The 20,793-nt window shown below is 32.1% G+C and carries 22 protein-coding genes and 1 other RNA gene; all 23 read left to right on the top strand.

Annotated elements, in window-relative coordinates:
- Nucleotides 1-4 precede the first annotated feature (4 nt).
- The 23 genes from ACY3JJ_RS07105 (at nt 5) to hrcA (ending at nt 20,793) form a co-directional block, all read left to right on the top strand.
- On the top strand, nt 5-1,396 hold the full coding sequence (locus tag ACY3JJ_RS07105) for a GumC family protein (protein WP_463081881.1): 1,392 nt from the start codon (nt 5-7) through the stop codon (nt 1,394-1,396).
- A complete protein-coding gene (locus ACY3JJ_RS07100) occupies nt 1,396-2,499 on the top strand; it encodes a DegT/DnrJ/EryC1/StrS family aminotransferase (protein WP_463091390.1) in 1,104 nt (367 codons plus the stop codon). The genes ACY3JJ_RS07105 and ACY3JJ_RS07100 overlap by 1 nt, the downstream gene beginning before the upstream one ends.
- 15 nt (nt 2,500-2,514) lie before the next feature.
- Nucleotides 2,515-3,504, top strand: coding sequence for a UDP-glucose 4-epimerase GalE (galE, locus tag ACY3JJ_RS07095; RefSeq protein ID WP_463091389.1), 990 nt, complete (start codon nt 2,515-2,517; stop codon nt 3,502-3,504).
- A gap of 24 nt (nt 3,505-3,528) precedes the next feature.
- On the top strand, nt 3,529-3,990 hold the full coding sequence (gene smpB, locus ACY3JJ_RS07090) for an SsrA-binding protein SmpB (protein WP_463081884.1): 462 nt from the start codon (nt 3,529-3,531) through the stop codon (nt 3,988-3,990).
- A gap of 1 nt (nt 3,991) precedes the next feature.
- Nucleotides 3,992-4,343: a transfer-messenger RNA gene (gene ssrA / locus ACY3JJ_RS07085) on the top strand.
- Nucleotides 4,344-4,385: 42 nt separating this feature from the next.
- Nucleotides 4,386-6,068, top strand: coding sequence for an N-acetylmuramoyl-L-alanine amidase (locus ACY3JJ_RS07080; RefSeq protein ID WP_463091388.1), 1,683 nt, complete (start codon nt 4,386-4,388; stop codon nt 6,066-6,068).
- Complete coding sequence (murI, locus tag ACY3JJ_RS07075) at nt 6,061-6,861, top strand: glutamate racemase (protein WP_463091387.1); 801 nt, start codon at nt 6,061-6,063, stop codon at nt 6,859-6,861. Before ACY3JJ_RS07080 ends, murI begins: the two co-directional genes overlap by 8 nt.
- Nucleotides 6,851-7,948, top strand: a complete 1,098-nt coding sequence (locus tag ACY3JJ_RS07070; RefSeq protein ID WP_463091386.1) for a M20/M25/M40 family metallo-hydrolase — start codon at nt 6,851-6,853, stop codon at nt 7,946-7,948. The genes murI and ACY3JJ_RS07070 overlap by 11 nt, the downstream gene beginning before the upstream one ends.
- Nucleotides 7,949-7,953: 5 nt before the next feature.
- Nucleotides 7,954-8,370: a methylaspartate mutase subunit S gene (gene glmS / locus ACY3JJ_RS07065; protein ID WP_463081888.1), complete on the top strand. Its 417-nt coding sequence runs from the start codon at nt 7,954-7,956 to the stop codon at nt 8,368-8,370.
- Between the two features lie 2 nt (nt 8,371-8,372).
- Nucleotides 8,373-9,740 (top strand): methylaspartate mutase accessory protein GlmL, encoded by a 1,368-nt coding sequence (glmL, locus tag ACY3JJ_RS07060; protein WP_463091385.1) that lies wholly within the window; start codon nt 8,373-8,375, stop codon nt 9,738-9,740.
- A gap of 12 nt (nt 9,741-9,752) precedes the next feature.
- Nucleotides 9,753-11,204 (top strand): methylaspartate mutase subunit E, encoded by a 1,452-nt coding sequence (locus ACY3JJ_RS07055; protein ID WP_463091384.1) that lies wholly within the window; start codon nt 9,753-9,755, stop codon nt 11,202-11,204.
- Nucleotides 11,205-11,208: 4 nt separating this feature from the next.
- Nucleotides 11,209-12,459: a methylaspartate ammonia-lyase gene (locus ACY3JJ_RS07050; protein ID WP_463091383.1), complete on the top strand. Its 1,251-nt coding sequence runs from the start codon at nt 11,209-11,211 to the stop codon at nt 12,457-12,459.
- On the top strand, nt 12,452-13,792 hold the full coding sequence (locus ACY3JJ_RS07045) for an acyclic terpene utilization AtuA family protein (protein ID WP_463091382.1): 1,341 nt from the start codon (nt 12,452-12,454) through the stop codon (nt 13,790-13,792). The genes ACY3JJ_RS07050 and ACY3JJ_RS07045 overlap by 8 nt, the downstream gene beginning before the upstream one ends.
- Nucleotides 13,793-13,797: 5 nt before the next feature.
- On the top strand, nt 13,798-14,112 hold the full coding sequence (locus ACY3JJ_RS07040; RefSeq protein ID WP_463081893.1) for a DUF4387 domain-containing protein: 315 nt from the start codon (nt 13,798-13,800) through the stop codon (nt 14,110-14,112).
- A complete protein-coding gene (locus ACY3JJ_RS07035) occupies nt 14,105-14,947 on the top strand; it encodes a fumarate hydratase (protein ID WP_463091381.1) in 843 nt (280 codons plus the stop codon). The genes ACY3JJ_RS07040 and ACY3JJ_RS07035 overlap by 8 nt, the downstream gene beginning before the upstream one ends.
- Nucleotides 14,944-15,471, top strand: coding sequence for a FumA C-terminus/TtdB family hydratase beta subunit (locus ACY3JJ_RS07030; RefSeq protein ID WP_463091380.1), 528 nt, complete (start codon nt 14,944-14,946; stop codon nt 15,469-15,471). Before ACY3JJ_RS07035 ends, ACY3JJ_RS07030 begins: the two co-directional genes overlap by 4 nt.
- A 6-nt stretch (nt 15,472-15,477) precedes the next feature.
- Nucleotides 15,478-16,398 carry an alanine-tRNA synthetase second additional domain-containing protein gene (locus tag ACY3JJ_RS07025; protein ID WP_463091379.1) on the top strand — a complete coding sequence of 307 codons (921 nt, stop codon included), beginning with the start codon at nt 15,478-15,480 and terminating at the stop codon, nt 16,396-16,398.
- A 2-nt stretch (nt 16,399-16,400) separates the two neighbouring features.
- Complete coding sequence (gene rph / locus ACY3JJ_RS07020) at nt 16,401-17,123, top strand: ribonuclease PH (protein WP_463091378.1); 723 nt, start codon at nt 16,401-16,403, stop codon at nt 17,121-17,123.
- Entirely contained in the window at nt 17,120-17,722 is a 603-nt protein-coding gene (gene rdgB, locus ACY3JJ_RS07015; RefSeq protein WP_463091377.1) for an RdgB/HAM1 family non-canonical purine NTP pyrophosphatase, read from the top strand. The genes rph and rdgB overlap by 4 nt, the downstream gene beginning before the upstream one ends.
- 3 nt (nt 17,723-17,725) lie before the next feature.
- Nucleotides 17,726-18,103 (top strand): RidA family protein, encoded by a 378-nt coding sequence (locus ACY3JJ_RS07010; protein WP_463081899.1) that lies wholly within the window; start codon nt 17,726-17,728, stop codon nt 18,101-18,103.
- Between the two features lie 19 nt (nt 18,104-18,122).
- Nucleotides 18,123-18,800 carry a rhomboid family intramembrane serine protease gene (locus tag ACY3JJ_RS07005; RefSeq protein WP_463091376.1) on the top strand — a complete coding sequence of 226 codons (678 nt, stop codon included), beginning with the start codon at nt 18,123-18,125 and terminating at the stop codon, nt 18,798-18,800.
- 15 nt (nt 18,801-18,815) lie between these two features.
- Nucleotides 18,816-19,658 carry an SDH family Clp fold serine proteinase gene (locus tag ACY3JJ_RS07000; protein WP_463091375.1) on the top strand — a complete coding sequence of 281 codons (843 nt, stop codon included), beginning with the start codon at nt 18,816-18,818 and terminating at the stop codon, nt 19,656-19,658.
- Between the two features lie 97 nt (nt 19,659-19,755).
- Complete coding sequence (hrcA, locus tag ACY3JJ_RS06995; RefSeq protein ID WP_463091374.1) at nt 19,756-20,793, top strand: heat-inducible transcriptional repressor HrcA; 1,038 nt, start codon at nt 19,756-19,758, stop codon at nt 20,791-20,793.

The following is a 20,793-nucleotide window of genomic DNA, read 5'->3' as shown; positions in this document are numbered from 1 at the left end:
GGTAATGAATGAAACAAGATATGATGACGAAATAAGCTTAGTAGAGCTTTTTTTTGTTGTTTGGCAAAGAAAAAAGCTCGTAATATCTTTATTTTTAATATCAACTATTATAGCTCTTCTTTATAGTTTACTTTCTCCTAAAATTTATGAATCTAAAGCTGTTATACTCCTTCCTACGCAAAATACTAGTAGTTCTTCCTTAGCAGCTTTGGCTCAAAGTCTTCCATTTTCTCTTGGTATTGGTTTTCCTACAACACCTTCTGCTAATTTGGTGGCCATTTTAAAAAGTAGAACAGCCGCAGAATATGTTTTTGATAAATTAAATTTAGAAAATTATTTTAAAGAGAAAACTAAAGAAGATGCTTTAGAAAAATTGATGAAAAGTGTTAAAATCACAACTAATGATAAAGAAAATACTATAACCATAACTGCAGAAGCCAAGGATCCAAAACTCGCATCGGACATAGCAAATACTTATATAGAAGCCTTAGAGAAGATAAATGCATCTCTTAATATATATTCAGCGAAGAGAACAAGAGAATTTTTAGAGAAGCAAATAGAGAGGGTTAAGAAAGAGCTTGAGATGGCTGAAAATCGCTTAAGAGAATTTCAAGAAAAAAATCTTATTTTTGATGTGAATGAGGAGGCAAAGACTGTTATTGATAATTTGGCAAAACTGGAAGGCGAAAGACAGATAACTTTGGTATCTTTAAATGTAGCAAAGGAAAGTCTTGAAAATCTTAAAAATGAGCTTATAAAACAGCAAAAATTACAAAAAAAAGATTTACTTGCTATTACTTCTCTTACAGCCACATCAACTATTCTTTCTGATCTAAGAAATAAACTTATTTCTCAAGAATCAGAATTAGCTATGCTTACTATTGATTATGGGGAAAATCACCCCAAGGTAGTTTCAATGAAATATGCAATAGAGCAAACAAAGAAACTTTTGAGAGATGAATTAGAGAGAATATATAAAGCCATAAATGATACTTCCCTTTATGATCTGTTTAGCCTTCAGATTAATATTTTAAGTAATGAAGCAAAAGAAAAAGCGCTGAGTAGAATTTTAGAAGAATATCAAAGAAAACTTTCTAATCTACCAGAATTAGGTTTGCGATTAACAAAATTATTAAGGGATGTAAAGGTACAAGAAACCATTTATACCATGCTTTTGTCCCAATATGAACAGGCAAAAATAGACGAGACTAAGGAGATGGTTAACATATCAGTTCTTGATCCTGCAAAGCCACCCATAAAAAAATCAAAACCTTCTACCGTTCTTAATGTGCTTATAGCAGGAATAAGTAGCGTATTTTTAGGTATCTTTCTTGCTTTTTTCCTCAATTTTTGGGAAGGATTTAAAAGAGAATGGAGTAAATTGGGAGGTAAATAATGAATATTCCAGCTTTTGATTTGAAGAGACAATATAAAAAACTATCTTCTGAGTTATTGCCTGTTTTAGAAGAAGTAATGGCAAAGGGGCAATTTATATTAGGTGAGAATGTGGAACTTCTTGAGAAAAGACTTGCAGATTATTGTGGTACAAAATACGCAGTAGGAGTTGCTTCAGGTACTGATGCCCTTTTATTGTCTTTAGAAGCCTTGGGTATTGGAGAAGGTGATGAAGTTATAACAACTCCTTTTACTTTTTTTGCTACTTCAGAGATAATTTCTCTATTAAAAGCAAAACCAGTTTTTGTAGATATAGATTCTAAAACTTTTAATATAGATCCTAATAAGATAGAAGATGCAATAACCCCAAAGACAAAAGCTATTATTCCTGTACATCTTTTTGGACAGATGGCAGAGATGGATGATATTGAATATCTTGCTGAGAAATATAATCTTTATGTTATAGAGGATGCTTGTCAAGCTATAGGAGCGGAGTATAAAGGTAAGCGAGCTGGAAGTATTGGGAATACTGGATGTTTTAGTTTTTTCCCTACGAAAAATTTAGGTGCTTATGGTGATGGTGGTTTAATTACAACTAATGATGAAAAATTGTATGAAAAGATAAAGCTACTTAGAGTACATGGAAGTAGGAAAAAATATTATCATGAATTAATAGGTCATAATAGTAGATTAGATGAAATACAGGCTGCTATTCTTAGGATAAAATTGAAGTATTTAGATCATTGGATTGAGAGAAGAATAGAAATTGCTAAGATCTATTCGGAGGGTCTAAAAGATTTAGATATTATAGTACCTGAAGTAAAGCCATATGTGAAACATGTATTCCATCAATACGTGATAAGAACTAAAAATAGAGATGAATTACAGGAGTATCTCGCTAATAAAGGTATTGGTACTGCTATATATTATCCTTTACCTCTTCATTTACAAGAATGTTATAAGGATTTAGGTTATAGAGAGGGAGATTTTCCTGAGGCTGAAAAAGCAAGTAAAGAAGTTATTGCATTACCGATGTGGCCAGAGCTTACCAATGAGGAAGTAGATTATATTATTGAATCAATCAGAGAATTTTTCATAAATTGAAGGAGGACTATCATAATGGGATATATACTAGTAACTGGTGGCGCAGGATATATAGGAAGTCATGTAGTTAAAGATCTTCTTAAAAAGGGATATGAAGTTTTGGTTTTGGATAATTTAGAGAAAGGGCATAAAAAAGCCATATTGTCTAAATATTTTGAGAATATAGATTTAAAAAATAAAGAAAAGGTAAAAGAAGTTTTTAATAAGTATAAAATTGATGCAGTTATGCATTTTGCAGCTTTGAGTACTGTAGGAGAGTCTATGCAAAATCCTGCTAAATATTACGAAAATAATATATTAGGTGGATTGAACATTTTAGAATCGATGAAAGATTTTGGAGTTAAATATTTTATTTTTTCTTCAACTGCAGCTGTATATGGCGAACCTAAAATTATTCCAATTCCAGAAGAACACCCTAAAAATCCTACTAATGTTTATGGATCTTCGAAATTGATGTTTGAAGAAATATTAAATTGGTATGATAGGCTTTTGGGGATTAAGTATATTTCTCTTCGATATTTTAATGCTGCTGGTGCAGATATGGAGGGAGAATTAGGAGAGGATCATAGACCTGAAACACATTTAATACCTATAGTCTTAAAAACAGCCTTAAAGCAAAGAGAATATGTAGAAATATATGGTACAGATTATCCGACCCCTGATGGTACATGCATTAGGGATTATATACATGTATCCGATCTTTCGAAGGCACACATTTTGGCTTTAGAAGCTTTATTAAATGGAAGGAATTCTGAGGTTTTTAATCTTGGTAATTCAAAAGGATATTCTGTCAGGGAAGTTATAAAAACTGCTGAAAAGGTTGTAGGTGAAAAAATTCCAATAAAAGAGGCACCAAGAAGACCTGGAGATCCGGCAGTGCTTATAGCAAGCTCTGATAAGATTAAAAAAGAATTACAATGGCAACCTGATTTTCCAGATTTAGAAACCATGATTTTATCTGCATGGAATTGGATGAAAAATCACCCCTTTGGATATTCGGAGTAAAATTTGATATAATTTATATAGAAAATGGCAAAGGAAAAAAAGATTGTAGCAGTAAATAGAAAAGCGAAGCATGATTACTTTATCTTAGAGACTTTTGAGGCTGGTATTTCCTTGACAGGTACTGAAGTAAAGTCTCTAAGAAGTGGTAAAGTAAGTATGCAAGATAGTTATGCTGATGTTAAAAACGGTGAGGTTTGGATTTATAATCTTCACATAAGCCCTTACGAGCATGGTAATATATATAACCATGATCCTAAGCGACCAAGAAAGTTATTGCTGAATAAGGATGAGATTGCTTATCTTGTAGGTAAAGTTAAAGAAAAGGGCTTGACATTAATTCCTTTATCTATATACTTTAATGAACGTGGTTGGGCAAAAGTAGAGTTAGGATTAGCAAAAGGTAAAAAGTTGTACGATAAAAGAAAAGATTTGGCAGAAAAAGCTGAAAGAAGAGAACTAGAAAGATTATATAAGATGAAGTATTAGTGGGGGCGATTGGTTTCGACAGGGAGTACAAGGATCAAAAGCTGCAAGCCGAGGTGCCGTTGCCTCGTAAAACAACGGCAAAAAAGAAGTGCCAACACAAATTTAGCATTAGCTGCTTAATTTAGCAGCTACGCTCTTCTAACCCGGGCTGGCAGGGTTAGAAGAGTGTCATAGTTAGCCAGCTGCCCCTCCTGATTCCCATAAGGGAGGGTAAGATAATAGGGGATAGGCGCTTACAGAATCCTGCGGGAGGGAGTCTGTAAGGGCCGAAAATCTTAAAACTCCCGCTAAGCTTGTAGAGGCTTTTGATTCTTGCTCTCTGGACGCGGGTTCGACTCCCGCCGCCTCCACCAAAATTATTAAAGTAACCATAATGAATTGAGGAGTTAACAAAGTTGAAGAAAGTAAGTATATATATTTTATTTTTTTTGTTTTTTAGTATTCATCTTTCAGCAATAATTTTGGGAGAAGAACCCTCTTCTCTTGAAATAAATTTTTTGGGCGAGAAAACTAAAATTCTTACTGTTCTGAAAATAAAAGATTCAGAAATATATATGCCTTTACCCTTGTTTGCATCAACCTTTAAATATGATTTTTCCCAAGAAAATAATAAGGTAGTTCTTTATCGAGAAAAAAAAGAGGTTTTTTCCGCAAACATTGGAGATAAAAAGTGCATAATAAATAAGAAAGAAACTACCCTTTTATATCCTATTATAAGAGAAGATGTTATATATTTTCCTTTGTCATCTTTTTTTAGATTATTGGGGTATAGAATCTATCTAAAAGAGAATACTATTTTTATTGTTCATGAAGTTTTAGAAATAAAATATTCTAAAAATTTACTATCTATAGCTTTTAAAGCAGAATCCCCTGTTGAAGTAAAAACTTTAGTATTGCAAAATCCTTCTCGCCTTGTGATTGACCTTTTAAATACAGTTTATATAAACAACAAAGGAGAAATTATACCTAAAGATGCTAATATTAAAAATATTCGTTTTTCCCAATTTAATGTAGCTCCTTATATTGTTAGAGTTGTAATAGAATTTAAAGATAAAATCCCTAATTATGATATTAAACTAAATGATGGTAATATTTATGTCAGATTTTTGGGAAATGATATAACAGAAGAGAAAAGCCAAAAACAAACTACTAATGTTCAATCGGTATTAACAGATTTAAAATGGAAAGAGGAAAAGGATAGTGTAGATTTTTTTCTTACTTTTCTTGGAACTTATACCTTTCAGGAAAAAAAGATTTTATATGATCCTCCAAGAATTTATTATGATTTCATAGGTTCGACTTTTTCTTTGACTTCTCAAGAGTTAACCATAAATGTATATCCTGTTAAGATTTTAAGAATCGGTTTAAGAGATGAAGGTAAAAAGATTATGAGATTAGTTTTTGAGACATATACAGATTCAATTCAAACTGCGGAAGAAATAGGGGAAAATGCACTAAAAATATCTTTTAAAAAGGAAGAGCTAAGTTCAGAGGAAAATAGATTAGAAAATAATGATTTTACTATTTTTATTGATCCAGGACATGGAGGTACTGATCCTGGTGCTATATATGGAGATATTAAAGAAAAAGATATTAATTTGAAAGTCTCACTTAAACTTGCCGAAACCCTCAGACAGAAAGGTTACAATGTTATTCTAACACGTAGTGATGATTCTAATATTTCCTTGGATGATCGTGTAAAAATTGTTAATTCTTCTATAAACTTGAATAATAATCTTATCACATCTGCTTTGTTCATTAGTATTCATTCAAATGCAGCTTTTTCCAATGATGTTAGAGGTATTGAGATTTGTTATGCTACTGATTTATCAGAGAGATTAGTTAATATGCTTTTCAATATTTTCAACAGTAGTGGGTTTCTTGTTAGAAGAAGTATAAAAGGAAGGTTCTATGTACTTTCCAGAGTTCCTATACCATCTGTAATTATAGAAATGGGTTTTCTAACCAACGATGAGGATAGAAAATTATTGTTAAGAGATGAATATCAGGATAAACTTATAGAAAAGATTATTGAAGCTATAGAATTATATAGAAAGGGAGAAGTAAAAAATGAGTAAGAAGATTGGTATCTTAGATTCTGGTGTCGGTGGTCTCTCTGTTCTTAAAGAAGTTGTTGAAAGAAAAATTTACTATGAAGTTTATTTTTTAGGAGATACAAAATATTTCCCCTATGGTATTAAGAAGGTAGAATTTATTCAGGAAAGAGTATCAGAAATTGTAGAGTTTTTTACAAGATTGGATATTGGAGAAATTATAATTGCATGTAATACTGCATCAGCTGTTGCCTATGATTATTTACTCGATAAGTTTAAAGATTATAATATAAAGATATATAGTATTATATTAAGTGCTATTGACGGAATAAAAAATACAAATTGGAAAAGAATAGGCGTTCTTGCAACCCGTAGAACAAAAGAAAGTAAAATTTATCCTACTTTAATAAATAAATTTGTATCCCAAGATATAGAAGTATATGTAAAATCTTGTAGTGAAGGCCCTCTTTTGGAAACTATTGAAAATGGGATAATAGATGGTGAAATAATAATAAACGAGCTTAAAAAATGTATAGATCCTTTAATTGATAAAGATATTGATGGATTAGTTTTAGGATGTACTCATTTACCTTTCATCAAACCTGTTATAGAAAGACTATATCCCCAAATTCCAATTATAGATCCATCCCAAGAGATATTAAGAATTTTGTCAAAAGAGGATTTGGCCAATCCTATTGTAAAAGTATATACCACAGGTGATTCTGTGGGATTTGAAAGAATATTAAATAAATTGCTTAACGTAGGATGGAAAGTAGAGCAGGTTGAAATTGAAAGGAGTGAAATGATTGCTAAGTAAAGAAAGACTCATTAATACTTTTTTTCAAATAATCAAAATACCTTCCCCTTCCCTTAAGGAAAAAGAGTTTTCTCAATTTTTAAAGAGTAGGTTAAAAGCATTAGGTTTGGAAGTTTATGAGGACTTTGCAGGTGAAAAAATAGGTGGGAGTTCAGGGAATTTAATAGCAATTATGGATGGTGAAGGAGAACCTTTTTTAATATCCGCTCATATGGATACAGTAGATCCCGGTGAAAATATAAATCCAAAGATTGAAGGTGATTACATAGTTAGTGACAAAAACACTATTTTGGGGGCTGATGATAAAGCTGCAATAGCAGCTATAATAGAGGCTATAACTGCAATAAAAGAAAATAATATTAAAAATAGAAAAATAGAATTTCTTTTTACTGTTAGTGAAGAGATCGGACTTTTAGGGGCTAAAAACGTGGATCTTTCACTTTTACACGCAAAAGAGGGATATGTCTTAGATGGAGAAGGTGATGTTGGTACGTTAATACTTAGTGCCCCATATCATGATAGGTTTTATTTAAAGATATTTGGTAAAGCCTCCCATGCAGGTACCTCTCCTGAGAAAGGAATAAATGCTATTCTTCTTGCTTCTGAGTTTTTATTGAAACTTAAATGGGGAAGAATAGAAAAAGATGTAACCTCTAATGTTGGTATTATAAAAGGTGGAAGAGCTACAAATATAGTTCCAGAGGAAGTTTATCTGGAGGGTGAGTTTAGAAGTATAGATAAGAGTAAACTTAGTACACAATGGCAAAATATGGAAAAAGAACTTTCGGCATTAAAGGATAGAGGGGGAAGTTTTGATTTAAAGAAAGAAAGTCTTTACAAAGGTTTTTCTATTGATCCTAATGAAACATTAGTAAAGTATATAGAGAGCATATTAAATAAAATGGGAAAGAATCCAGTATTTACTTATACTATGGGGGGAAGTGATGCTAATATTCTAAATTCTTATGGTATAAAGGCTATAAATGTGGGGATAGGTATGGAGAATGCTCATTCTAAGGAGGAGAAAATTAAATTAGATAATCTTTATAATACATCTCTATTAATATTTAATCTTATTAAGGGGTGATTTTAGTGGGTGAGAGGACGGTGGTTCTCGGAGTAATAGGGGCGGATGTACATGCGGTTGGTTTAAGAATTTTGGATTATGCTTTAAGATCTGCAGGTTTTGATGTGGTTAATATTGGAGTTCTTTCTTCTCAAGAAGATTTCATAAAAGCAGCGATTGAATCTGATGCAAGAGCTATTTTAGTTTCATCTTTATATGGACATGCTGAGCTTGATTGTAGAGGATTCAGGGAAAAACTACAAGAGGCAGGTCTTGATAATGTATTGTTGTATATAGGTGGAAATTTGGGAATAGGCCAAAAAAATTGGGAAGAAGTGGAAAAGAAATTTAAAGAATTAGGATTTAATAGAGTATATCCACCAAAAACAATGCCAGATGAAGTTATTAGAGATTTAAAAAAAGATTTAGGATTAGATAAATAATTATGAAGGCAATCATATTTGATATAGGAAGTACATTTACTAAAGGTGTAGCTTTTGATTTAGATAAAAGTGAAATTATAGGGAGAGCAAAATATCCATCTACTGTAAATGAAGATGTAACGATAGGTCTTCAAAATGTAATTTCTGAAATAGAAAGACAAACTGGATTGAATATAAGGGATTTTAATATTAAAAAAGCTACAAGCAGTGCTGCTGGAGGTTTAAAAATAATTGCTATAGGTTTAGTTCCAGATTTAACTTCTGAGGCAGCTAAGAAAGCAAGTTTAGGAGCAGGGGGAAAGGTAATTAAGACCTATTCCTATGAACTTACAAATTCGGATTTGGACGAGATTCTTTATTTAAAGCCAGATATTATAATTTTGGCTGGGGGAACAGATGGGGGAAATAGATACTATCCAATAATAAATGCTAAAAAATTATCAAGGCTTCCCTTAAATATTCCTTTTATCTATGCTGGAAATAAAGATTTACAAGATGAAATAAAAAATATTTTTTTATCTAATAGTAAAGAAATATACATAACAGAGAATGTAATGCCTGAATATGGAGTTATAAATATAGAAAAGGTCCAAAATATTATCAGAGAGGTCTTTTTAAGAAACATTATACATGCAAAGGGATTAGATAAAGTGCAAGAAATAATAGACGGTATAGTAATGCCTACACCACTTGCTGTATTAAAGGGTTTGGAAAGTTTCTCAGAGATATATGGTGAATGTTTATTAATTGATGTGGGAGGAGCAACTACCGATGTTTGTTCTGTAGCAAAGGGAGAACCTACTCAGAATAATGTAATCTTAAAGGGATTAAAAGAGCCATATGTAAAAAGATCTGTGGAAGGAGATTTGGGGGTTAGAGTATCTGCATTATCTTTATTTGAGTCTGCAAAAAAAGATATTATAAAAAGTTTTTCACGTGATAAGGTTAAAGTTATAGAGGAAAAAGTAAAATTTTTAAACATAAATACGAGTTATATTCCAAAAAATGATGAAGATTTACATTTAGACGCTATTCTTGCTTATTTTGCTGTAAAGATTGCTACAGAGAGACATGTAGGGCATATAGAAATGGTGTATACCCCTATGGGAACATTGCTTTTCCAATATGGGAAAGATTTAAGGGAATTGGATAAAGTGGTATGTACAGGTGGGCCTTTAATATATAATCCTTATAGAGTGGAAAGTTTAAAGGGTGTAATATATTCTAATGATGAACCTTTTATATTGAAGCCTAAAAATCCTACCTTTTATGTAGATAAGGAATATATAATGTTTGCTATAGGAGTAATCTCGGAGATCTATAAGGATAAATCTATGAGTCTTGTAGAAAAATATATAAACAAAGTATAGAGGGATGAGATTATGTTTATAAAAAATAAGAAATGGGATCATAAATATTTTCTTAATATGAGAGAAGATGTCTTGAATTCATGGCCTACAGGTAGAGAAGTTGATTTAAAAGAAGCCTTTTTATATTTAACATCTTTACCTAAAGAAAAGCAGACCGATTATGTATTAAGAGAAGCATCTCAGAATAATAAAACCTTATTACAACCAAGAGCAGGTATTCCAATTTTAAAAGATCATATTGTTCTTCTTCAATATTTACAAGATGAGGGAGGAGCAGATATCTTACCTACAACTATTGATAGTTATACTCGACAGAATAGATATAAAGAAGCACAATTGGGAATAGAAGAAAGTTTAAAAGAAGGAAGATATCTTCTTAATGGTTTTCCAGCTGTTAATTATGGAGTAAAAGCTTGTAGAGAAATCATAGAAAGTGTAAAAGTGCCTGTTGAAGTAAGACATGGTACTCCAGATGCAAGACTTCTTGCTGAGATTACTTTGGCTGCAGGTTTTACATCTTTTGAAGGGGGAGGAATTACTTACAATATTCCTTATGCTAAGGATGTTCCATTGGAAAATTCAATTTTATATTGGCAATATATAGATTATCTAGTAGGAATATATGCACAAGAAGGAATATTAATAAATAGAGAATCTTTTGGCCCTCTCACTGGTACTTTAGTTCCACCGTCTATCTCAATAAGTATTGGAATAATAGAAGCCATTCTTGCAGCAGAACAAGGAGTGAAAAGTTTTAGTGTAGGATATGGACAATGTGGTAATATTATTCAAGATGTAGCTTCAATAAAAATTTTAGAGAAACTAACAAGGGAATATCTTGCGAGTTTTGGTTATTATGATGTTCATATAACTACTGTTCTACATCACTGGATGGGAGGTTTTCCAGAAGATGAAGCTAAAGCTTACGCAGTTATAAGTTTCGGGACTATAGCTGGGGCTATATCGAAGGTAACAAAGATAATTGTAAAAACACCCCAGGAAGCTATTGGTATTCCCACAAAAGAAGCAAATGCTTCAGCCCTTAAGAATACTCGTCAGGTTTTAAATATGTTAGAAAACCAAAATTTTATAGATGAAGAGAAGTTAAGCCAAGAGGAATATATTATTGAAAGAGAAGTAAGATCTATCCTCAATAGGGTTTATGAAATAGGGAAAGGGGATATAGCTGTGGGAGCTGTTAAGGCTTTCTCTTCAGGAATTTTGGATGTACCTTTTGCACCAAGTAAATATACTTATGGAAGAGTAATGCCAGTACGGGATAATGAAGGTGCTGTTAGATTTTTTGATTTTGGAAATCTACCTTTTGATGAAGAGGTAAAAACTTTTCATAAGGAAAGATTGGAAGAGAGAGCTCGTTTTGAGAAAAGAGATGTAAATTTTCAAATGGTACTTGATGATATCTATGCAATCAGTAAGGGAAGATTAATAGGAAGACCGAGGTAAATAAATGATTAAAGATGTACTATATTCGATAGGACTTTCTGGTTTCTATTTTGATGACCAAAGAGCTATTAAGGCAGGGGCTCGTGAAGATGGTTTCGCCTATAGAGGAGTACCATTAACTGAAGGTTATGAGGCTATAAGGCAGAAAGGAGAAAGTATATCTATTATCTTCATTTTGGAGGATGATCAGATAGCTTATGGGGATTGTACTGCTATTCAATATTCTGGTGCAGGAGGAAGAGATCCTCTCTTTAAAACTAGTGAATGGTTACAAATTTTGGAACAACATGTTTTCCCTTTTCTGTTAAAGGATGAATGGAGAAGTTTTAAGGATTTATGTGTTAAGATTGACAATTTCAAAATAAATGATCATAAGTTACATACTGCAGTAAGGTACGGAATTTCTCAAGCAATTCTTGATGCGTTTTCAAAACATTATAGGAAGACTATGACTGAGATAATAAGAGAGGAGTATAATTTAAATTTTGATATAAAGAGAATTCCAATTTTTGCTCAATCAGGAGACGATCGTTATATTAGTGTGGACAAAATGATACTGAAGAGAGTAGATGTTCTTCCACATGGTTTAATAAATAACGTAGAGACAAAATTAGGGTGGAGAGGAGAAAAACTAATAGAATATTTAGGCTGGCTCAAAGAAAGGGTAAGAATATTAGGAGAGGAAGGATATTTACCAATTTTTCACATAGATGTATATGGAACTATAGGTATAGCATTTAATTATAATATTGATGAAATAGTAGAATATTTAGCAAGGCTTGAAAAAATTTCATTTCCACATAAACTCAGAATAGAAGGTCCTGTTGATTTAGAAAATAGGGAGAAACAAATTGAGTTTTTAAGCAAATTGAGAAAAGAGCTAAAAGGAAGAGGTTTGGGAGTAGAAATAGTTGCTGATGAATGGTGTAATAGTCTTGAAGATATTAGAGATTTCATAAAAGCAGAGGCGGTTGATATGATACAAATAAAAACTCCTGTTTTAGGTAGTATTCATAATTCTATTGAGGCAGCTTTATATTGTAAAGGACATAACATTGGTACTTATATAGGAGGAAGTTGTAATGAGACAGATAGGTCTGCTCAAGTTTCTGTGCATATAGGTCTTGCAGTTCAAGCAGATCAGATATTAGCAAAACCTGGCATGGGAGTAGATGAGGGTTTAATGATAGTAAATAATGAAATGAATAGAACACTTCAAATTCTAAGAAGGAAGGGCTTAGTAAAAAGTGTTTAAAATCTATTCACCCACAGCAATTCTTGGATATGGTTTTCCAGAACAAAGTTATTATAATGCTTTAGAAATAAAGCCAGATTTAGTTGCTGTTGATGCTGGGTCTACTGATCCTGGCCCATATTATCTTGGAAGGGGTATCTCATTTGTAGATCGTGGTGCTACAAAAAGAGATTTAAAATACCTAATTAATATGGTTCATAAATTGGATATTCCATTATTTATAGGAAGTGCTGGGGGATGTGGCAGTAAATCATCTGTAGATTGGACCTTTGAAATAGTAAAGGAGATACTGGAAGAAAATAATTGGCACATGAAAATAGCTATAATATATACGGATATTCCTAAGGATAAAATAAAGGAATCCATAACTAACGGAAATATTAAAACCTTGGATGGTTCCTCAGAAGTTGGGGTAGAGGATTTGGAAAGTATTACGAATATTGTAGCACAAGTTGGTATTGATCCTTTTATAGAAGGTTATAAAAAAAGTGTGAATATAATAATTTGTGGACGAAGTTATGACCCTGCACCTTTTTCTGCTTTACCTATACATTATGGTTATTCTAAGGGATTATCTCTTCATTTAGGTAAAATATTAGAATGTGGGGCTATTGCAGCAGAACCAGGAAGTGGAAGAGATGGACTTATAGGTGTTCTCTTTGATGATCATTTTGAAGTATTTCCCATAAATGAGAATAGAAAGTGTACAGTTACATCTGTTGCTGCCCATACATTATATGAAAAAAGTGATCCTTATTTCTTACATGGACCAGATGGAATTATTGATTTGACAACTACCACTTTTACTCAAAAGGATGAGAAAACAGTTATTGTAAAGGGTTCAAGATTTATAGAAGGAAAAGAAAAGTGGTTAAAAGTAGAAGGGACAAAGTTTGTTGGAATAAGAGGTGTATGTATAGCAGGTATTAGGGATCCTATCATGATTTCACAAATAGATGAAATATTGGAGATTCAGAGAGAATTAGTAAGAGAAAACTTTAGAGATATGACAGATGATTACCAAATTTATTTTCATGTATATGGAAAGAATGGAGTAATGGGTGAATGGGAAAGATTTAATGGTGTATCTCATGAATTAGGTCTTGTTATAGAGGTCATAAGTAAGGATATTAATATAACAAAGATGATATTAGGATATATAAGATCTACGTTGCTTCATTATGGTTATAAAGGAAGAATAGCAACAGCAGGTAATCTTGCCTTTCCTTTCTCTCCTTCTGAGGTTATATGGGGGGAAGTTTTTGAGTTTAAATTATATCATCTTATAAAACTTGACGACTATGAATTTCCTATTAAAGTGGTAGAGGTATAGTTATTATGAGGAGTATGGTGGAATTAGCAAAAGTTATAAGAACAAAAAATAGTGGTCCTTTTATTTTAACTATCGATATAATCTTTAAGGAAAAGGAAGTATATGAAAAACTTAAAAATATGGACTATTTTTCAAAAAATTTTTGGGCAAACTTGTATGGGCTCAAAGGATCAGATGTAATTTCGGTTATTTACTTTGATCCTGTATGTGCAGTTAAAGCAAATATTAAAAGAAAAGTTCCATCAGGAAGTCCTGGAGATTCAGATGTCTATGGGGCTCAGCAACATGCTCCTTTACTTGAGGTGAAAATAGATGTTTAGAGTTATAGAGGGAGACATAATTTATAATAAATTAGTCCATGTCATAACAAAAGCTAACTTTGAATTACCTAAGGATGTGGAAGATGCACTTTTAGAGGCATATAATATTGAAAATAATGAGAATGCAAGAATTGTTCTTGATATACTTATTAAGAATGCAAAGATAGCAAAAGAAAAAAGAATTCCTATATGTCAGGATTGTGGGATGGTGATTGCCTTTGTAGAAATAGGAGATAAGGTATGTATAAAAGGAAATCTTAACGATATCATAAATAGGGCTGTATCAGAGGTTTATAAAAAAAATTATCTTAGGCCTTCTGTAGTCAAAGACCCTCTTAAAAGGATAAATACACAAGATAATACACCTGCAATAGTGCATTACGAAATAAAAACTGGGGATAAATTAAGGTTTTATATATTGATAAAAGGTTTTGGGAGTGAAAATGCCAGCATTGTTAAAAGCCTTATACCAACAATAACTGAGGATGAACTTATTAGTGAGATAGTCAATCATGTAAAAAACCATGGTCCAAATGCATGTCCTCCATTACTTGTTGGAATAGGTATAGGAGGAACTTTAGAAAAGGCTGCTTTATTGTCCAAAAAAGCTACTTTAAGACCCCTGAAAGAAAAGAATAATGATCCGTATTGGGCCAAAATGGAGGAAAAATTGTTAAAGGAGATTAATGAGTTAAATATAGGTCCAGGAGGTTTAGGGGGTAAGACTACTGCATTAGGAGTACATATTGAGGTATTTCCTGTTCACATTGCTGGTTTTACTTTGGCCATAAATATGCAATGTTCTGCTATAAGACATGGGTGGTTTGAAATATGAAATTTAAAAAGATTAATCTTCCAAATGAGATAAATGAACTTAAATCTTTAAAAGTAGGTGAATGGTTATTATTAGATGGTCCTATATATTCTGCTCGAGACCAAGCGTGTAAACTTCTTGTTGATCTAATAAAAGAAAGGAAAGATATACCTTTAGAACTAAAAAATAGTCTTATTTATCATATGGGGCCATCACCCGCACCTCCTGGAAGAGCTTCAGGATCAGCTGGCCCTACAACAAGTAAAAGAATGGATCCTTTTGTGCCATGGCTACTTTCTCAAGGAATAGTCGGTTTTATAGGAAAAGGGAAAAGAGATAAAGAAACAGAAATGTATTTTAAAAAGTATAAGGGGGTTTATCTTGTAACAGTAGGGGGTGCAGGAGCCTATTTGGGAGATAAGATAAAGAAAATGGAAGTTTTTGCTTTTCATGAATTAGGACCAGAAGCTATCTATTATCTTGAGGTAGAAGATTTTCCTGCTATGGTTGCCATAGATTCTGAGGGTAATTCTTTTTGGAAATAATAAAAAATGATTCATACAAAAGTGCTTCTGAAGGAAGCTATTTATTATGCCCCTCGTGGAGAAGCAAGACTTATGCTTCTTGGATCTGTAATTTCTCAGAATTTTTTACTTTCTGATGATAAACTTATTGGAGTAATTGGAGATTCTGGTTCAGGAAAATCCTTACTTATAAGAGGATTGTTTCCAGGGTTAAGTTTAACTAATGATGATGAAGGTATATATAGACGTCCAGCACCTATAATAGAAGATTTTCAAAGAAGTATGTTTTATGATTTTATTTATCATGTGGATGTTAGGTTTGAATTAGCTTTCTATCCCATATATATATTGGCAGAATCTATTCTAAAAGCCTTGGAAAATGAAAAAAAAGTTGTTTGTGAGCATTTTGAACTTATTTATCCTTATTTAAAAAGAAACGCAGATCTTTTGATAGGGATTGGAGAGGAAGTTATAGTAACGAGGCCTAATGTATTTGGTCCTTTACCTCAAGAAATAGTAAATATAGTGTTTCCTTCTTTGACATATAGATTACAAGCTCATACTGCTGAGGACTTAACAGGTATGGTATTAGAAGAATATGGGTTGTATAGATATATTGAAGGGCATAGTGATATCAAACATGGATTTGTTATTAAGTTAAAAGAAAAACCTAATATAGATATCAAAGGAATAGAAGAAAAAGTTAAAGAATATATTGATATGAGTTTAGAAGTTTCTTATTGGGATAAACAACATATTAAAATAGGAGACAAAGTAATACATTGTACAGGGCCAAGACTTCATGTTAAGAATACTAAAGAGATAAAGGAATTTTATTTATATCCAGAACTTATTTTTTCAGAAGGACAAGAATACTTGCTTGTAGGTTTTGTGAGTAAAGATGAGTATGATAAAATGGTTAATAAACTTAAAGAAAGAGGAAGGTGACAATGATCAGGATTGATAAAAGATCAAACACAGATCTTAGGCCAGTTAAAATTACAAGGAGATATTTAAAATATCCTCTTGGTTCAGTTCTTATTGAGATGGGCGAAACTAAAGTAATATGTACTGTATCCATGGAGGATAAAGTACCACCATTTTTGAAAGGAACTAACCAGGGATGGCTCACTGCAGAATATGGAATGCTTCCTGGGTCTACACCAGAAAGAAAAGTAAGAGATGTAGTAAAAGGGACAATAAACGGAAGATCTCAAGAGATACAAAGACTGATAGGGCGTTCTTTGAGAGCTGTTATAGATTTTTCTAAGTTAGGTGAAAGGACTCTCTGGATTGATGCTGATGTTATTCAGGCTGATGGAGGAACAAGGACAGCTGCAATTACTGGAGCTTTTGTTGCTTTATACGATGCATTAGAAAAATTAAGAAGAGAAGGACTTATAAAGGAGATACCCATAAAGGAGTTTGTTGCTGCTATAAGTGTTGGAATTGTAGATGGTGAGATTTTGTTGGATCTTTCAGCAAACGAGGATATGAGGGCAGAGGTTGATCTCAATGTTGTAATGACAGAGAGCGGAAGATTTGTTGAGATCCAGGGGACTGCTGAAAAGGTACCTTTTACTCATGAACAATTAGAACAGATGTTAAGTTTGGCTAAACAGGGTATTCTAAAACTAATAGAAATCCAAAAAAAGACATTAGGTTTATTATGAGGTATATAGTATTAGCTACCAAAAATAAAGGAAAAATAAAAGAAATTTATGAGATTTTAAAAGAATATAAAGATTATTTAAAAACCTTGGATGAATTTATAGAGATATCTTTACCGGAAGAAATAGGAAAAACTTACGAAGAAAATGCTTTTCTAAAAGCAAAATTTATTTCTGAAAAATTAAATCTACCAGCTATAGGTGAAGATTCTGGATTAGAGATAAATATGTTAAAGGGTATATTGGGAGTTTACTCCTCAAGGTTTGAAGAGGATTTAAGTTATAAGGAAAGAATGAATATTATACTTGAAAAATTGAGAGATGTGCCTTGGGAAAAAAGGACTGCAAGGTTTATTTGTAAAGTAGTATACTATGATCATAAAAATGATATAAAAATAGTGACAGGAGGAGTTGTGGAAGGTTATATAGCTTATGAAATAAGGGGAGATTCTGGATTTGGTTATGATCCAATTTTTTATTATCCTCCCCTCGGGAAAACTTTTGGAGAATTGAAAGAACAGGAAAAGAATGAGATAAGTCATAGAACTATAGCATTTAAAAAATTAAAAGAGTTTTTTCCAATTTTAATTAAAGGAGGTTAATTTATGAAGGAGATTATATCAACTTCAAAAGCTCCTTCTGCTATTGGTCCCTACTCTCAAGCTGTAAAGGTAGGAAACTTAATCTTTATATCAGGTCAAATTCCTATTGATCCTTCTTCTGGGAATATGGTGGATGGAGATATAAAGGAGCAAACAAAAAGGGTATTAGAGAATATAAAAGGTATTTTAGAGGCTGTAGGAGCAAGTTTAGCAAATGTGGTGAAAACTACAGTATTCATGATAGACTTATCTGAGTTTTCTCTAATGAATGAAGTTTATAAAGACTATTTTCCAGAAAAACCTCCAGCAAGATCCACTATACAAGTATCAGCATTACCTCGTGGTGCAAAAATTGAGATAGAAGCAATAGCTATACTATAATATTAATAAGGTTAATAGAATGATCCCTCTAAGAGATGATATTCCTTCAAAAAAATATCCTTTTGTTAATACCTTACTTATATTTATTAATATAGCCGTTTTTTTATGGGAAATTACATTACCATCATATATTAGGGAAAATATCTTCTTAAAGTTTGGTATTTTGCCTTATCGTTTCTATAATCCAAATTTGTTATCCTCTGCGATTTTATCTCTTTTTACATCCATGTTTCTTCATGGGGGATGGTCTCATATTATTGGTAACATGATATATCTTTATATATTTGGGGATAATGTGGAAGATGCTATGGGACATTTTAGATATTTACTTTTTTATCTTTTTTCTGGAATTGTTGCTGGTTTAGTCCAAGTCCTATTTAGTGTAAATCCATATATACCTGCTATTGGAGCAAGTGGTGCTATAGCGGGAGTTTTAGGAGCTTATATCAGATTCTATCCAGGGGCAAGAATTTTAACTATAGCTTTTTGGGGTTTTTTTATTGATTTTATTTATGTTCCTGCCTTTATTTATTTGGGTTTATGGTTTATTTTGCAATTATTTTCTGGTTTTTTCTCATTGATGTTTTTAGACTTAAGCGGTGGAATAGCATGGTGGGCTCATATAGGTGGCTTTGTTTTTGGGTTTATGATTTCTAAATATTTTAGAAAAAGATATTGGTATTACTATTATTTTTAAATAGGAGGTGATTTTATGGGTTTTTGGGATATATTTTGGATAATCTTCATATTAAGTAGTTTGTCTCCCATAGTAAGACAAAGGGTTATTGAGGCTGAAAGATTTAGGTTAATACAGCTTATAGAGAGAAAAAGAGGATCAAGAGTTATAACCCTGATTCACAGACAAGAGACAATGAATCTTTTTGGTATTCCCATAGCAAGGTATATAAATATTGAGGATTCAGAAGAAGTTTTAAGAGCAATAAGATTGACACCGGAAGATATGCCTATTGATCTTATTTTACATACTCCTGGTGGACTTGTACTTGCAGCAGAACAAATAGCTCATGCTTTGAAAAATCATAAGGGGAAAGTAACAGTTTTTGTTCCCCATTATGCTATGTCTGGTGGTACATTTATAGCTTTGTCAGCAGACGAGATCATTATGGATGAAAATGCGGTTCTTGGTCCAGTAGATCCACAACTTGGTGAATATCCTGCAGCTTCCATATTAAATGCAATAAATAGAAAAGGTGCAGATAAGGTTGAGGATAAAACTCTTATATTAGGAGATGTGGCAGAAAAGGCTATTAGACAAGTAAAAGAATCGGTTTATGAACTGTTAAAAGACAAAATGTCAGAAGAAAAAGCTAAAGAACTTGCAGAGATCCTTGCTACAGGTACATGGACTCATGATTATCCTATAACTGTTGAGGAGGCCATAAAATTAGGTTTACCTGTTAAGGTAGGATTACCGAAAGAGATATATGCTCTTATGAACCTTTATCCTCAAAATCCAGGAACAAGACCTTCTGTTCAGTATATACCAGTTCCCTATCAACCATATAAAGGAGTGCATAAAGGTAACGAAAAATAATAACAAATTAAACCCTTTAATCTTTTTTTAAAACTTGACATAAAATTAAAATTAGTGCTATTATGTTAAAGGAAAAATTAGCAGTCTTAAAGGGAGAGTGCTAAGGTTGTTAGACGATAGAAAAAAGATCATACTAAAAATTACAGTAAAGGATTATATAGAGTCTGCTCAGCCGGTAAGTTCAAGAATATTAGCTAAAAAATATTTACTGGGATGGAGTCCTGCTACTATTAGAAATGAGATGGCAGATTTAGAGGAAGAAGGTTATCTAATACAACCTCATACTTCGGCTGGTAGGATTCCATCTGATAGAGGTTATCGTTTCTATGTGGATTTTCTTCTAGATAATTACGAATTATATAATGAGGACATAGAGGTAGCTAATAGTATAATTTTTTCTTCAATTAATTGGGAAGGGCTTCTTAGAAAAGTTGCAGAGTTAATTTCTGAGAGAACTGCATTTATTGGTGTAGTTCTATTCCCCCAACTTGATAAAACTACTTTGAAAAAGATTGAGTTTATAGATTTGAAAGAAGATGCTGTTGTTATAATTGTTACTACTTCTACAGGTGTTGTTAAGGAAAAGATAGTAAGATTGTCCAACTCTATGTCTGAAGAGGAATTTAATGATTTGAGGGTGAAACTTAATACAAGGTTTGAAAATAAGGAGCTTCAGGAGATTTATTGGACATTATCTAAGGAAAAACTAGATTTTAAAATACCCATAGAAATAAAAACTGGAGTTTTAGATATTTTACAAGACTTATTATATACAGAAAGAGAAGAGGGTGTAATTATAGCTGGTGTTTCAAAGATATTACAGTATTTGGAGTTTCAGAATATAAATAAAGTAAAAACCTTATTAGATGTCTTAGAGGAGGAAAAAACTATCTCTTCTTTACTTTTTACTTCCTATCTTAGAAAGGGTTTAACAATACTTATTGGAGGAGAGATTAGTATTCCTGAACTAAGCGATTGTAGTATTATTACAACTGTATATTCTTTGGGAGAAAATACTATAGGGTCTATTGGTATGATAGGTCCAAAGAGAATGAAATATGAAAGATCTTTAGCCTTTGTAGAACTTATAGGTAAAACTTTATCAGAAAGGTTAACCCAACTTTTAGGAGATTAA

This window comes from Dictyoglomus sp. DH (genome assembly GCF_055181375.1).
This window is presented reverse-complemented; position numbering and strand designations above follow the sequence as displayed.

What these genes read in the sequence shown, in the direction of transcription:
- ACY3JJ_RS07105 (WP_463081881.1), top strand. Translation starts at nt 5, where the DNA reads ATGAATGAAACAAGATATGATGACGAAATAAGCTTAGTAGAGCTTTTT.
- ACY3JJ_RS07100 (WP_463091390.1), top strand. Translation starts at nt 1,396, where the DNA reads ATGAATATTCCAGCTTTTGATTTGAAGAGACAATATAAAAAACTATCT.
- galE (WP_463091389.1), top strand. Translation starts at nt 2,515, where the DNA reads ATGGGATATATACTAGTAACTGGTGGCGCAGGATATATAGGAAGTCAT.
- smpB (WP_463081884.1), top strand. Translation starts at nt 3,529, where the DNA reads ATGGCAAAGGAAAAAAAGATTGTAGCAGTAAATAGAAAAGCGAAGCAT.
- murI (WP_463091387.1), top strand. Translation starts at nt 6,061, where the DNA reads ATGAGTAAGAAGATTGGTATCTTAGATTCTGGTGTCGGTGGTCTCTCT.
- glmL (WP_463091385.1), top strand. Translation starts at nt 8,373, where the DNA reads ATGAAGGCAATCATATTTGATATAGGAAGTACATTTACTAAAGGTGTA.
- ACY3JJ_RS07055 (WP_463091384.1), top strand. Translation starts at nt 9,753, where the DNA reads ATGTTTATAAAAAATAAGAAATGGGATCATAAATATTTTCTTAATATG.
- ACY3JJ_RS07050 (WP_463091383.1), top strand. Translation starts at nt 11,209, where the DNA reads ATGATTAAAGATGTACTATATTCGATAGGACTTTCTGGTTTCTATTTT.
- ACY3JJ_RS07040 (WP_463081893.1), top strand. Translation starts at nt 13,798, where the DNA reads ATGAGGAGTATGGTGGAATTAGCAAAAGTTATAAGAACAAAAAATAGT.
- ACY3JJ_RS07035 (WP_463091381.1), top strand. Translation starts at nt 14,105, where the DNA reads ATGTTTAGAGTTATAGAGGGAGACATAATTTATAATAAATTAGTCCAT.
- ACY3JJ_RS07030 (WP_463091380.1), top strand. Translation starts at nt 14,944, where the DNA reads ATGAAATTTAAAAAGATTAATCTTCCAAATGAGATAAATGAACTTAAA.
- ACY3JJ_RS07025 (WP_463091379.1), top strand. Translation starts at nt 15,478, where the DNA reads ATGATTCATACAAAAGTGCTTCTGAAGGAAGCTATTTATTATGCCCCT.
- rph (WP_463091378.1), top strand. Translation starts at nt 16,401, where the DNA reads ATGATCAGGATTGATAAAAGATCAAACACAGATCTTAGGCCAGTTAAA.
- rdgB (WP_463091377.1), top strand. Translation starts at nt 17,120, where the DNA reads ATGAGGTATATAGTATTAGCTACCAAAAATAAAGGAAAAATAAAAGAA.
- ACY3JJ_RS07010 (WP_463081899.1), top strand. Translation starts at nt 17,726, where the DNA reads ATGAAGGAGATTATATCAACTTCAAAAGCTCCTTCTGCTATTGGTCCC.
- ACY3JJ_RS07005 (WP_463091376.1), top strand. Translation starts at nt 18,123, where the DNA reads ATGATCCCTCTAAGAGATGATATTCCTTCAAAAAAATATCCTTTTGTT.
- ACY3JJ_RS07000 (WP_463091375.1), top strand. Translation starts at nt 18,816, where the DNA reads ATGGGTTTTTGGGATATATTTTGGATAATCTTCATATTAAGTAGTTTG.